This window comes from Clostridium sp. AM46-21 (assembly GCF_003480025.1).
Lineage (GTDB): Bacteria > Bacillota > Clostridia > Lachnospirales > Lachnospiraceae > Coprococcus > Coprococcus ammoniilyticus.
This window is the reverse complement of record NZ_QUIB01000005.1, coordinates 41585-56115: the sequence shown is the minus strand read 5'-3', so window position 1 is coordinate 56115 and position 14531 is coordinate 41585. Positions and strand designations below refer to the sequence as shown.

Annotated in this window: 9 protein-coding genes; all 9 read right to left on the bottom strand. The window is 42.5% G+C overall.

The genetic code is table 11. The annotated features are described in order from the left end of the window. Positions 1-17 precede the first annotated feature (17 nt). The 9 genes from DW959_RS04545 to DW959_RS04505 all read right to left on the bottom strand — a co-directional run bounded on the left by DW959_RS04545 (position 18) and on the right by DW959_RS04505 (position 14105). Entirely contained in the window at positions 18-2273 is a 2256-nt protein-coding gene (locus tag DW959_RS04545) for an ABC transporter permease (RefSeq protein ID WP_117823219.1), read from the bottom strand. A 36-nt stretch (positions 2274-2309) separates the two neighbouring features. Further along, on the bottom strand, positions 2310-3020 hold the full coding sequence (locus DW959_RS04540) for an ABC transporter ATP-binding protein (protein ID WP_008400229.1): 711 nt from the start codon (positions 3018-3020) through the stop codon (positions 2310-2312). Positions 3021-3315: 295 nt separating this feature from the next. After that, a complete protein-coding gene (locus DW959_RS04535; RefSeq protein ID WP_021943697.1) occupies positions 3316-3858 on the bottom strand; it encodes a histidine phosphatase family protein in 543 nt (180 codons plus the stop codon). Between the two features lie 83 nt (positions 3859-3941). Next, positions 3942-4805, bottom strand: a complete 864-nt coding sequence (gene sdaAA / locus DW959_RS04530; RefSeq protein WP_021943698.1) for an L-serine ammonia-lyase, iron-sulfur-dependent, subunit alpha — start codon at positions 4803-4805, stop codon at positions 3942-3944. A 63-nt stretch (positions 4806-4868) separates the two neighbouring features. Then, a complete protein-coding gene (gene sdaAB, locus DW959_RS04525; protein WP_117808656.1) occupies positions 4869-5534 on the bottom strand; it encodes an L-serine ammonia-lyase, iron-sulfur-dependent subunit beta in 666 nt (221 codons plus the stop codon). Positions 5535-5801: 267 nt separating this feature from the next. Then, positions 5802-9206, bottom strand: coding sequence for a leucine-rich repeat domain-containing protein (locus DW959_RS14475; RefSeq protein ID WP_243023335.1), 3405 nt, complete (start codon positions 9204-9206; stop codon positions 5802-5804). Then, the gene (locus DW959_RS04515) at positions 9146-10459 is read right to left on the bottom strand and encodes a putative Ig domain-containing protein (protein WP_118483502.1); all 1314 of its coding nucleotides are present in this window, start codon (positions 10457-10459) and stop codon (positions 9146-9148) included. Before DW959_RS04515 ends, DW959_RS14475 begins: the two co-directional genes overlap by 61 nt. Before the next feature lie 11 nt (positions 10460-10470). After that, positions 10471-11199 (bottom strand): hypothetical protein, encoded by a 729-nt coding sequence (locus DW959_RS04510; RefSeq protein ID WP_118615538.1) that lies wholly within the window; start codon positions 11197-11199, stop codon positions 10471-10473. Beyond that, positions 11196-14105, bottom strand: coding sequence for a hypothetical protein (locus DW959_RS04505; protein WP_118615536.1), 2910 nt, complete (start codon positions 14103-14105; stop codon positions 11196-11198). Before DW959_RS04505 ends, DW959_RS04510 begins: the two co-directional genes overlap by 4 nt. Positions 14106-14531: the final 426 nt, after the last annotated feature.

Sequence of the window (14531 nt, the reverse complement as noted above, 5' to 3'; positions counted from 1 at the left end):
CATTATGGCCAAATGACTTATTCAACATTTTTCAGCGCCTCATCCATCGGGATCCGTTTGATCCTTCTTACCTGAAAAACAGCGATGATTCCATAGGCTGCCATCGACAGGATAAAGATCGCAGGATAAATATACGGAGCAATGTAGATCGTCATCCATCCACTGATTGCCTCCTTCATCATCACATAATAGATGCCGGAGATCGCTACCTTCGAAAGAAGGATTCCAAAGATAACACATACTGCCATCACCCATGTTGTCGCAGACAGATATAATCTGTTGATCTCTTTGTTCTCATATCCAAGGATCTTTACCATGGATATTGATATGGTATTCCTCTCAATGATCAGCTTTGTAAGCAGATAAACCATCAGCATGAACATCGCCAGTGCAAATACCTCAAACATATAAAACATCTGGCCCATGGAACGATCAAGCTGTCTTGATACCTTTGTCAGATCTTCCTCTGTAACGACTGTCGCGATCAGCTTCTCATCAATATCAGTCAGCTTCTCATTTGAGAAATATCCTGAGAAATATTCATCCTCGACATCGAACATTTCCCGATATGTCTTCGCATTCATAAATACTGCCAATGCCGCAGGATATGTGCACACACCGGAAACCTTTATCTTATAAGAATCAGATGAATATTCCTTATCCAGCGTGATCGTATCCCCGTTTTTCAGTTTATATTTGTCACGAAGCCCGTCAGAGATCAGCATTTCTCCATCCGCAGGCTGTACCTTGGAATACTTGCTGTCATCCGAGATACCATAGACCATGACTTCTTCATCTCTTATATCTGTTTTATAGATCAGGGAAGTTACCAAGTATTTCTCTGCATCCTTGTTCTCTGTTTCCACAGGCATTTTCAAAACGTACTGATAATCCGCAAGCATATTGTCCAGCGTTTCATCCTGATAGTGTTTTAAAAGCGGCGACATCATCATTCCGAACATCAGCAGAACGATAGCAAATGTTACTCCGATAAATAATACGATATAGCTTGGCAGATTCTGCAGGATCACACGTATACGGAATCTGGTAAAGAAACGGAAATGTGGCAGCTTGACCGCTTTCTTTCTCTTTGACTTTGAAAGATCCCGTCTGATAAACCGAAGCGGTGACATACGGAGCTTCGAATAGATCATCCATGCTGTTATGACAAGCATCAGCACGATCGGAATAACCGTCGTTTTTACAAATGCTTCCGCATTCCATTTTGTCACATATTTTGTCAGACTGTAACTTCCATAATACATTGCCACACAGACATTTTTAAACACTGTATATCCCAGAACATTTCCGATTACAGCTGCTACTAATGTAACCAGGATCGGAAGAGAAATGTAATGTGCCAGTAATTCTCCTCTTGTGTAACCGGAGGCCCGAAGAGTACCGATCGTGCCGGCTTCCTTTACGATCGTATTGTTGATCGTAATCGCAAAGATAAATGCCATGATCACGATTATAATATAAAGCAGTGTTTCCACCATTATCGAATCACTACCCATATCCTCTCCGGTAAAATTAATTGCCTGATTCGTATATCTTGGAATAAACTTCTCCACTTCTCCATATTGACTGATCACCTTTGCAAGATCATCGGATACATCCTTCTCCGCTTTCTCATCTTCAGGTTCATCGTCATAGATCCAGGCATAAGAATAATGCATCAGCCCTTTGTCAAAGCTTTCAAACCGTTCATCCGTTATGATCGCAACACCGAACAACACGGAATCAAACATCGTATCATTATTATTCTGGAACAAAGCACTGTAATCAGATAATGCTACAAAGCCCGATACCTTATATGTCTGTCCATCAACCGACAGATCATCTCCTACCTTGATCCCATTATTTTCCGCATACATACGGTCCATTGCGATCTCATCTTCTGCCGCAGGGAACGCTCCCTCCATCAGACAAACCTTATCCACATCTGTACGATTCTTAAAAATACGGAGTGTGCTTTCATCCCCATCTTTTTCTACAATTTTCTCATAGTAATAATCCTCATACAGCTTTACCCCCTCATCTTCAATCGCTTTAATCGCCTCGGATGATGCTTCATCCTTGTACTCAAAATTACCATTCTCGATATTATACTTATCAAAGCTCTCATCATATGTAGCGATCATACTCTTACCGGCTACCAGAAAGCCGGACACAAAACCAATACTCAAGATCATAAACAGGAAAATAACCAGATACTTTCCAAGATCGGCAGCCAGCTCCTTCGGCAGCCGTTTCCATAATGGATTCTTCATATTATAAATTCTCCTTTTCTCTCTGCCACTTCTGTATTACCAGTCAAGCTCCATTGCAGGAACCTTTACATCATTTACTATATTCTTACGGATCATTCCATCACGCAGTTTGATCACACGGTCTGCCATATTCTTGATCGCATCATTATGTGTAACCATGATAACGGTATTTCCATATTTCTGATTTACATCCTCGATCAGCTTCAGGATCTCCTTCGAGGTCTTATAATCAAGTGCACCTGTCGGTTCATCACAGAGCAGGATATCCGGATTCTTAACGATAGCCCTTCCGATCGATGTTCTCTGCTGCTGTCCACCGGACAACTGATTCGGAAGCTTATGTCTGTGCTCATATAAACCAAGCGTCTTTAAGATATCATCGACATCGAGCGGTGAATCACTTAAATATGCACCAACCTCTACATTTTCCTTTACGTTCAGATTCGGGATCAGATTATACATCTGGAATACATAGCCAAGATGCTTTCTCCTGTACTGTGTCAGCGTCTTCTCATCCATATCAACTGTTTTTTCCCCATTGATCGCTATATAACCACTGTCGGCGTTATCGATTCCCCCTATGATATTCAGTAACGTAGACTTACCGGATCCGGATGGTCCAAGCAAGACACAGATTTCTCCCTTCGTCACTGTAAAATCCAGTCCTCTTAATACCTCTGTCCGGTTCTCCCCTGATCCGAAGCTCTTTTTCAGACCACTGATCTGTAAAAAATTCTGATTTTCCATTTTGTCTCCTCCATTCTCCAGTACTTTCTATCACACTGGTATATCTTTTTATGATTAACGTTTATCGCTTTGAACATTTGAATATGTGTTCATATGATTAATAGCACAAAACAACTGTATTGTCAATGGTTCTGTTGCAAATTTCAAATTTTTGTTAGTTTTAACTAACATTGTACTATTATACATCTATTCCCGGCACAGAACATGTAAAAAGCACATGCTTATTGATATATTTTTATCATTAAGCATGTGCTTTTACTGTTTTTTGTTTCTATCTGCTCTGCAAAGAGGCATTTTATCTGAAGTTATATTCCCGGATCTCGCAGTTCTTAATCCCGAAATGTGCAAATTCTTCATTTGTCATATCATAAAAATACGACTGTACGATCCTTGAAATTCCATTATGTGCAACAAGCAGATATGTCTTATGTTCAGACTCCGCTTTTATATCATCCAACAGATTATAGACACGCTGGCACAGATGCATCATCGTCTCTCCGCCATCATAATGATCCAGGAAATGGGATTTTGCTTCCATGAATTCTGCTCCATTTCTGGGTGTTGATTCAAACCGTCCAAAGTTTTGCTCCTTCAATCTCGGCTCCATCCGCATCGGAATCCCTGTCATTTCCGATATATGTCTGGCAGTCTCGGCCGCACGAACAAGTGGGGAATATAATATCTCATCGATCCCCGGCTGTTCTTCTGCCAGTTTTCTTCCAAGTTCTTCTGCCTGCCGGTGTCCCAGCTCTGTCAGCTCAATATCCGTTGCACCGCAGATCTTATTCTCCACGTTCCAGATGGTCTGGCCGTGCCTCGTAAAAAATACTTTTCCCATGTTATCTCCTTATTCTTATACTATAGAATTGGATTATATATACTATAATTTCACACCGGCTGTCAACTTTATTCCACAGGATTTCACAGACGTTCAGCCACCGCGATTCCGGTGGCGGTGGCTGCGAGTCCGCCTTTTCCGGTCTCCCGGAGATCCTTATGCATCAGGTCGCCGATTTCCCGCATCGCATCGATTACCTCGTCTGCAGGAATAGCACTTTCAATCCCTGCCAATGCCATATCAACAGCGCACAGCGCATTCATGGCACCGGACGCATTTCGCTTCACACATGGCACCTCCACCAATCCTGCAACCGGATCACACACCAGTCCAAGCAGGCTCTTTAATGCCATCGCTGCTGCCTGAGTAATGAGATGGCTGCTGCCGCTCTTTAACCATGCAAGTGCACCTGCTGCCATAGCGGAAGATGCCCCGATCTCTGCCTGACATCCGCCTCTTGCCCCTGATATGCTTGCCCGTCTTGCGATCACATCCCCGATGCCTGCTGCCACAAACAGAGCCTTTACCATATCATTTTCCGAGGTGTTCGTCATTCTTTCATATGTGATCAATATCGCAGGCACAACACCACAGGAGCCTGCCGTCGGTGCTGCCACGATCCGCTTCATGCAGGCGTTGCTCTCCGCCATCTTGATTGCCCTTGCCATGACTGCTCCGCCAAATTTACCACACATACATTTGTGTGTTGCCGCATAATCAGCCATTTTTTTACCATTTTTCCCGGACAGGCCGCTACGGGAAGTCAAACTGTCATCATACGCTTCATCTGCTTCCTTCATCGAACGATACATCTGGGTCATCCGGTTTACGATATCCATTTCCGGCTGCTGCGAGTCCCTTGCCTCCTCCCGGATCACAGCCTCCCAGAACTCACATTTATTTGTTTTCATATAAGCATCGATTTCTGCCAAAGATGAAAATGCCATTATCATTCTCCTTTTTAATTTCTTTCCTGTGCCACTGCATCCTTTATTACCTAGATTCCACGATCAATCATCTTTCAGACTCAGATAGGTTACCTTCAAGATTCCTTCCAGATGCTCCAGCCATTTCAGGGATTCCTTTGGAACCTCCTGATCACATTCCAGAACCATGACTGCATGACCTCCCGGACATGCCCGATACAACTGCATCGTTGCAATATTTATGGACTTATGTCCAAGCATCGATGTCACCTCTGTCACATGTCCCGGCTGATCCAGATTATGCACGATCAGAGTCGGGTAATCGCCACTGAAATTTGCATCCAGACCATCGATCTTACAAATGCGGATTCGCCCTCCGCCGACTGATTCCGCTTCAATATCAAGCTCTCTGCCGCTTTCTCCTGTCATATGAAGCACGGCTGTATTTGGATTTGCATGTGCAAGCTTCGCTGCATAAAAGATAACCTCCATGCCTGCCTGTTCTGCCAGTTCAAAGCTCTCAGGTACGCGGATATCATCCGGCTTCATACCGAGAAGCCCGGCAACCAGTGCTTTATCTGTACCATGCCCTTTTCCTGTTGCAAGGAATGAACCATACAGTCCGATCTCCACCTTCCGGATCGGTTCATCTATTAATTTATAACAAATATATCCAATCCTTACAGCTCCTGCCGTATGCGAACTGGACGGACCTACCATGACCGGACCTACAATATCAAAAATACTCATTTTGCCACCTTCCTGTTTCTTCCAGTATTCCTCAAATTTATAAATTTTATTCTACGACTGATCTTTAAAGCCATCCTACATAATAGTTCATGAACCGAATCATACCGCCTGTCAGTTTTGCCGCAAAAGCAAAAGCCACCGATATCTTCTGCAATTCATACAGTCCTGTATCACAAACGCTCTATGAAATAACATCTGATATTCCGGTGGCCTTTCACCTTATGTTATGAACTTGTCATATGCTGTCCATATCCGGTACAACATATTCTATTTTGCTTTCTTATAAGATACCTTTGCTGGGATATTGCTCTTTTTCAGAAGGCTTTTATAACTATTCGCCTGCTTTTTCGGTATCGTTACAACTGCTTTTTTGCTGATGCCTTTAAAGGCCTTCTTGCCAACCTTTGTGAGCTTCTTTGTTGTAAATGTAATCTTCTTTAGCTTTGTACATTTTTCAAAGCTGCTCTTGCCGATTGTCTTCACACTCTTGCCAATCGTCACAGTTGTAAGTACTTTGCATCCATAAAATGCCTGAGCACCTACGGTCTTTACTTTATCACCAATCGTGGCACTCTTCAAGTACTTATATCCCTTAAATGCCTTCTTACTGATGGCTGTAACATTAAATGTAACTCCACCGATCTTGACCGTATTCTTAATTGAAAGCTTAGTAAACTTCTTATCTGACTTCTTCTTTGTTGTACCAATTACAGTTACAGTTCCCTTACCATTTGTCGATGCTTTTGTGATCTTATACCGGATGCCCTTTACCGTATAGGTATTATTCTTAGCAACCTTGATCCGGAAAGTCTTTGTTATTGTACCTGTATACTTTCCCTTACCGATAATCGTAATCGTCGCCTTACCAATATTCTTATTATTCTTATATTTCACAGTATAATCTGATTTCGCTGACAGCGTCTTTCCCTTGACTGTCACAACAGGCGTCTGCTTCAATTTCTTTCCTGTATAAATAACAGAGGCCTGTATACCTGTAACAGAGGCTTTACTGATGTCAACCTTTGTCGTAGGCTTATTTGGTGTCGGATTCGGCTTTACCGGTGTTGGATTTGGCTTATCGGAACCCGGATCGGTCGTTTCCTCTTTCTTTGGCAGAATCTCCTGCTTCTTGTAACCACATACTGTACATTCATAGGTCATAATACCTGTAGCTGATGTAGTCGGTGCCTTTGTTACTTCTCCCTTACCAAATACATGCTCTGCCCGCTCAAGGATTTCACCACAGCTGCATTCCTTCCAATGCTGGCTGTCGTCTGACTTCCATGTATAGGAATGTGAATGCTCCTCGCTGATCACGATCTCCACACTGAATATAATTCCTCTATGTGCCTGATTCCAGCCCTTATTACCGGTCCAATCATAATTTGTACTGTCATCCGGCTTGAAGCATACCTGTACGGTGCTGTTCTCTGACAGAATGGTCTGGTTTGCTGTATACCAGTAGTAGTATCCTCCTTCTGCATCCGGAAGCTCCACATCCTTTAACACAGTGTCCTTCTTTACTGTGATCGGTGCGATCTTCTGTGTAAATTCTGCTTTTACAGGTTCTACTGTTACTGTAAGCTCTACCGCATCTACCTGATCATATACTTCTGTATTCTTTGGAATATAGCTTGCTTCAAATGTATAGCTTCCTGCTTTTTCAAGCTTCGTTGCCGGAGCTGTCCATACAAAGCTTCCACCCTCTGTTTCAGGAATCTCTACGTCTGCAAGCGTCTGTCCATAAATACCGGTCAGACCGGTTGGAACCGCAAAGTCCGGAGCCTGTTTTTCTGCTGCTACAGATATCTTTACCTTGATCTGGATCGTTCCATCTGCAAGCTCCTCATATGCACCTTCTGCAAGGTCTGCTTTACTCCAGTCATAATCTGATGTATTCGCAGGAATGAAATATGCATCATATTCTTTTGTTCCTGCTTTTTCGATCACTGTCTCCGGAGCTGCCCATTTATAAGTACCCTTTCCGGATGTTGGAAGTGTTACGCTCTCTAATGTCTTTCCTGCCAAACCGGTACACGGATCCGGTGTCTCCATAACAGGTGTGCCCTTTGCAACCTTTGTAAATGTCAGCTTAAAGCTTGCAACGGTCTGATTCTTACCGCAGATCTTGATCGTTACCGTCTGTGCTTCCGCAGCTGCCTTTGTCGGTGTTCCATAGATTCTGCCATTCTTCAGCTCCAGACCAGCCGGAAGCACCGAACCCTTGGCAAGGGAATAACCAACTCTTGCTGCAGCACTGTCAATATCGTTTGCAATCTTTAATGCAGTCAGATCATATAATGGCTTATCCTCAGTTGTTGTCACCCCTACAACTGCTGTATCTACTGTATCTTCGTCTTTATCCAGAGTGATCATAGTTGCTGTATCATTCTTCATATTAACCGTAAATACTGTAGGTTCATATGGCATAGCGGCTGTCCATGTTGTTTCATCACTCTTATTCATCACTGATTCAGAAGAACCATAAACGATGGAATCAACTGTTGTATTTTCTATCGGAATACCGGTTACTGTTACTTTTACAGAACCGTTACCACGGATATATACAGCATCATCACCTTCTATACCGGAGGTCTTCATATCACCCGTCGTGGAGGCTGCAAGCTGTACAGGAGCTGTATCGCCTTCCTCAAAGCAGAATTCCGGATAAACAAGCTCTGCTTTGTAATAGATTGTACTATAGTAACTTAAAGTCTTCATCATGGATGGTTCCTTAGAGGTAAGGATATCTCCGACTAATGTTGAAGATACCATCTGCTCCAGATCACCGTCATTGATGATTGTTCCGTTATTTGTCAGCTTACCAAATTTGAATCGTCCTGTTTCCTGATTGATAACAGAAGCACCTGCATGGATCGTCAGTGTGCTTACAGTCGTATAACTGATCTCGCCACTATTTGTAATGGTGCCGGATACAGTTGACTTTGAATATCTGTCACCCTTACACGTCAGACTGCCTTTGTTGGTCAACGTGCCATTCAGATCCGCATCTCCTGTATATACAACCTTCACACCATCTGCGATCGTGATGTTGGAATCCTTCAGCGTATGAATATCTCTGGTTTCTACATCCTTATCGATCGTGTACGCTCCACCAAGATACAGATCCAGATAGTCTTCCGCATACAGACCGCCATTTAATGTCCAGTTGTTGTTATTCTGGTAGATATAGGTAACAATACCTCTGACATTTCCGGAAACTGTACGTTTTGCCCGGATATTATCTACTATACCATTTGCCGCTACCGTATAATTATTGCGACCCGTTTTGTCAGTAATATTGATGTCTCCAACAGTTCCGCCATATGCCAGCGTACATACAGTTGTATTCTCCAATGCACCGCTGACACCAAATGAATTCGTATCAAGTAAGACATCCATATCTCCATCTATTGTAGAATTATAAGACAGGTAATTCTTACCACTACCGCCTACTTCCCAGTTACCAATGATGTCATACTTTACAGATCCATGAATGGTACTGTCACATAAGCCAAATACGGAGCTTGAACCGGTAATCTGCTGTCCATTATAATTTGCAAATGCATATCTGCTTCCGGATGCCCCAATTCTTACATTTACTGACTTATTTACGACTGCCGAGCTTGTAACATACATCTTGTAATTTTCTCTATATGCCGTCTGTGCCATCTGTGCTGATCTGTAAACTGGAATACCAGTTCATCCGCCGTTGCCACACCAAGACCATATACATACTGATACATAGTACCTGCTGTCGCATAAAGCTCTGCCTTCTTTACAACTGCCAGATTTGCTATGTATGTATTGCTTGAGATCTTACCGCCCTTGATATATAAGCTTACGGTACCATCTACCTGCGCCTGGGAACCTGTAATATTTGCTTTACCTCTTGCGCCGTACAGACTGCCAATCGTTCCACCATACATATAGATAGAGATATCACCCTCATATGGTGCAGTTGTATCTGCATATCCAATTATGGCTCGTGTACTCAGATCGTAGGATGTTGCCCCTGCAATCTTTAATGCCTTTCCATTATCTGCAATTCCATCATGGTCATCATCCGGATAGATGGATACCTTTTTGCTGTCTGATGGATCCGGAAGAATGACAACGGAATGTCCCTTCAGATCAATATCCGTATACTGCTGTACATTCAGCTCCTTCGTCAGATCTGTAATCTTATATCCTTCCTCCTGAACAGTAAATGTAATCTTACATTCTGTCGCAGATCCATTTCTTCCTGTAATACGGAATACTGCCTCTGTTGTTTCTGCATCATCCGCAAGTGTACCGACTACCTTTGTTCCTTCCAGCTTCAGACCTGCAGGAAGTGCGGAGCCAGACTTAAGCTGATACTTAACAGAGCCCCCATACTGCATGGTTGTATCATTCTGGATCTGGATCTGACTAAGATCGTACGCCGGATCAGCAGTTGTATATTGGGTTCCTTTTACTACCATTGGATCTGCATACTGTTTGGAGCATGTGATCTGCTTCGGAATATAATCAATATATAGTTCAGATGCCGCTTGTGGAAATGCCAGCTTACAAACGCAGTCCGCATCTCCTTCTACCGGTTCTCCCCCATTTACAGATATTGCCCCTGTATATCCTGTAATATTTTTGTACTTTATATTCTGTGTTTTATTTCCCGGAAGGTAATAATAGGATTTCTTCTCATCCTCTCTGTATTCGTATGCATAATCTTCTGCAGAAGAATAAGATGTGATATCCTGTAAATTTGATGTCACAGTCACGACAAAATACAGCTTCGACCAGTCACTGATATCGGTATCCTCTGCAAACGCTCCATCCACCATCCATTTTCCGGTACAGGCAAATGTCTTTGCAGACACAGCTCCTTTATGGAAGATCTGAGCAGATGTATTCTTGATCTTGATATCTTCTGCCTTGAGCACCGCATCCTTTTCTATATATACATATGCATATCCCGGTGAAAAAGTATCAATGTTACATGTACCATGAACCAGACCTTATCATAGGTTCCATTCGTTTTGAAGGTTCCGGCAGTTACACCCTTATTAAATGTTGTCTCTGTCCCTCCCGGAAGTGTGATCGCACCGGTGATCTCTACCGGAGCATTCGCAGTAAAATCCTTATACTGCGTTACCTGCAAAGAATCTCCTGTCAGCTTCTCATTTACTATATAATCCTCGACTGTGATCGCACCTGCCTGATCGATCAGATACCCTTCATAGAAACCATAACCGGATGGATTCTTAATAGCCATCTTGCCAACAGCCGCTTCTTTTCCCCGCTTCATCCTCATATACTGCACATGCGCACTGGAATCCAGTCCGTATACAGTGCTAACAGCTCCACCCTGAATATCTATAACAAGTGAATCTGAATCGGCATAGGACATAGTTGCACTCTTAACTCCAAATATACTTCCAACCGAACCACTAAGCACTGTGATCCTGATCGGGCGATCATAATCAATACCGGAAATACCATAGATCGTATATCCTGACAGATCTCCGCTATACATAGCCTGTCTGCCATCAGCCTTACCATCCCGATCATCATCTGCATAGATACCAGTGAGGATCACCCCATTATCAGATGTACCTGTCTGCTGAAGGACTGCAGATGTTCCGTTCAGGCTGATCGTCTTGTTTTCTTCATCGACCGTCAACCGTTCGATCGTGCTTTCCTGATTTTCTGTACCTTGGACACGATCACATTTAATCTCAGAACAGCTTCCGTCCCATTTCTACCTGTTACATGGATATCCACGCGTTTTCCATCTTCATATAAAACAGTCGGAGTACCAATGATCCTGCCCTCTGTAAGTGTTAAACCTTCCGGAAGACTGTATGTAGCATCCTCTTTATATGAAATTGTGCCTGTTTTTGCATCATTCATAATGATCAGTCTGTTCAGATCATATAATGGCTGTTTCTCTGTATAGGTCTGATTCAATACAGCACTTGGATCAACAGATGTTTTCTTGATATCAATCGGAATTCCTTCAAATGCTGCTGTAACTACAACCTGCTCATCCGGCATTTCAAAGCTATAGGTATTTCCTTCCTTTGCAAGCTCTGATGCCTGGGTATCTGACTGCTTCTTTACCGTTGCTGAAAGGAATCGATAGCCCTTATTTGTACTGATATATACGGTTACAACATCTCCTGATTTACAATACCGCGTATCCGGATCCAAGGATGTCTGTTCACCGCTTCCAAGCGACATACTACCCTGATTCTGATCTACCTTCATAACAACCGGATATTTTATGCCTGCTTCATTTGACTCTGTCTCAATCTGTCCATTATTCAGATAGATCGCTGCAGCAGATGAACCGATCTGCTTTATAGCTGCTGCTTTTATCGTTCCCTTATTCACTACCTGCGCAGTGTATGGAATATATACATTTTCTTTTGTAGTCACTGTGATCTTTTCCGGAATCAGAACAGCTGCATAGCCGTAGCTATAATTACCATACGATCCGAAATACACATTATCCGCCGTTACATTTTCTGTAAGAATAACCTTGCCACCATAATAAATATCATTTTTTACCTTAACAACTGCTGACGCATTCTCTGTCTGCGAAGATGCCGGAATCACATAATACTTCGATGGTAACTTACAGTCATCTGTTATCGTCATATTGAGTGTTGCCTTTTGAGGTAATGAATTGGAAAAGGTTACCGCGCTCAGCTTGCTGAAATCTGTATTCTCAATCCATACATCTGTCGTTCTCTCAGCCGAATCCGAAATACTGCTATTATTGTTTGCAAAAAGAATCTTTTCTGATGAAGTTGATGTGATCTCACTGTTTCTGATCTTATAATCTGCATTTCCATAAAGAGTAACATTATTGATTGCATAGAAATACCGTGACCGTATGCTATTTACATCTGCTGTGAGATCGCCTTTTATTGTTGGTGAATATACAATATAATAAGAGCCATTGCCCGCCGATGTATTCGTATTGATCACCGGCTCTTTATCCTTATCCAGGATCGTTGCATCATTCTCATGGGCAGATGTAATCTTTACATTTTTATCCACATATGCATTATAAATTCCGTAATAGTCATAACAGATATTTCCGGATGTCCGTATCTCACAATCATCTCCCAAATAACCATTCATAACTCCATATATGCTATTTCCTGCTGTACAACCTGTGATCGAGATCGTCTTTTTTCCATATCCTTTTCGGGTTTCGCTGTTCGAACCATAATAACCCCAGATATTACTTCCCTGGCATCGGCTGATACTGATGTCAGCCTGTCCATTTATATTTGCAGAACCTGTATAATATCCATATACATTTATGCCATTCCCTGTAAGATCTTCCATCGTGAGCTTCACAGAATGAGTCTCAACGACATCATACAGTCCATATATGATGCCCCCGGCTGAGTTCTTTCGGATCGTGATATCTGCATCATAGCTGTCGCCCTGTACCCCTTCATTTCTTAGAAAGGAACAGCCGCTGGCTCCGTAGACAGCTCCTGATACCGTACAGTTCTCGATCAGAACCTTTACCTGTCCCTTCAGACCGGAGGAACCATTTATACCATATACACTTCCAAATGTTCCACTGCCGCCAAGGATCTTGATATCCGTATCACCTTCTACATAGCTGCCGCTTTCGATGCCGTAAAATGTCCATCCGGAGCCTGTATAATTCTTCAATGATACATCCAGCTTTCCGGTACAATTTGCCGCCTTTAGTACAGTAAAGGAATCGCCTCCGAGTGCATTAACTCCATCCGCATCAAAGGTCACATTCCCCACAATCTTACAGCCGGAGTCCACTGCTGCACCTTTTGCACTTTCACGCAGCGTAATATTACGCATTGTGACATTCAGATTCTTCTTGACCTCCGCTCCTGATGTAACCACACCGATTCCATTGTAAGTACCGCCATTTAAATTCAGTGATACATCTCCTGAAACACCAGCGGTCTTAACCGCATATAATGCAGACAGGCTGCATCCATCACCTGCTTCTACTGCCACAGAACCTTCTACGGCTGCATTCTCAGCTCCTGTTACAGTTCCGATCGTTGCACCGTTTTTTATACGCAGTGTTAATGCTGTCTTGCTGCTGTCTGTGTTCAATGCTCCATTGCTCAGTCCGTATACATAGCCAAGCTTTGCACCATCTATTGTGATTGAAACCGGCTGATCATATGTCTGCTGATAAAGTCCATATATCGGCATACTGCTTGAATAAATGATATCTGCACTTCCATCTAACTTAAATGCCGTTTCACCCTGATCAACGATTCCATTCTGATTCTTATCCTCATATATATTTATATAAGGAATCTGCTCCGTTGCATTTTTCGATGTACATATGACAACTGAATTACCATTCAGATTCATTCCTATCGTACTGCCAGAGTCATTCTTTATATATGTAACTCCTTTTGACGGATCAGCTGCTGTATAACCGGAATCTGTCCCGCTGTCTCCCTGTCCATCTGTCGCCGCCTGTACAGCTAAGCCCTGTGTCATACAAAGACCTGCCGCAAGTGTCAATGCTGCTACATATCCTCTCATACTTCGTTTTCTCATTCTGTCCTCCATTCATCGCTGTCTGGAACCGCATCCCGCCAATTCCTATATATACATTGATATACTATAAATTGCCAGTTATCCAACCCCTTGGGATAACTGGCAATGTCATTATGTTTCCGGTTGTGATACCTTGGGCATATTTTTGTGTAATCTTCTAAATTATTGCACAAATCCGTATTATTTTTGTGAGAAACTATCCAAATTTATCACACCATATATATTGTAGCACATTAGCTTTATAAATACTATTCACAATTTTGCAACATATTTTTAGCTATTTTTACCAATTTTAACAAATTATTTGTATATTTTGTACTATACGCTTCTGCAACCCGAAAATTATTCTCATATATGTGCATCCATTTCTCCATATTCATCCTGTCATAAAACAAAAAAATAACCGGAAAGCTGAAAACCGGTATC

Excerpts from the sequence above, each read along its gene's own strand:
- DW959_RS04545 (WP_117823219.1), bottom strand. The coding sequence starts at position 2,273 with ATGAAGAATCCATTATGGAAACGGCTGCCGAAGGAGCTGGCTGCCGAT.
- DW959_RS04540 (WP_008400229.1), bottom strand. The coding sequence starts at position 3,020 with ATGGAAAATCAGAATTTTTTACAGATCAGTGGTCTGAAAAAGAGCTTC.
- DW959_RS04535 (WP_021943697.1), bottom strand. The coding sequence starts at position 3,858 with ATGGGAAAAGTATTTTTTACGAGGCACGGCCAGACCATCTGGAACGTG.
- sdaAA (WP_021943698.1), bottom strand. The coding sequence starts at position 4,805 with ATGGCATTTTCATCTTTGGCAGAAATCGATGCTTATATGAAAACAAAT.
- sdaAB (WP_117808656.1), bottom strand. The coding sequence starts at position 5,534 with ATGAGTATTTTTGATATTGTAGGTCCGGTCATGGTAGGTCCGTCCAGT.
- DW959_RS14475 (WP_243023335.1), bottom strand. The coding sequence starts at position 9,206 with ATGGCACAGACGGCATATAGAGAAAATTACAAGATGTATGTTACAAGC.
- DW959_RS04505 (WP_118615536.1), bottom strand. The coding sequence starts at position 14,105 with ATGAGAAAACGAAGTATGAGAGGATATGTAGCAGCATTGACACTTGCG.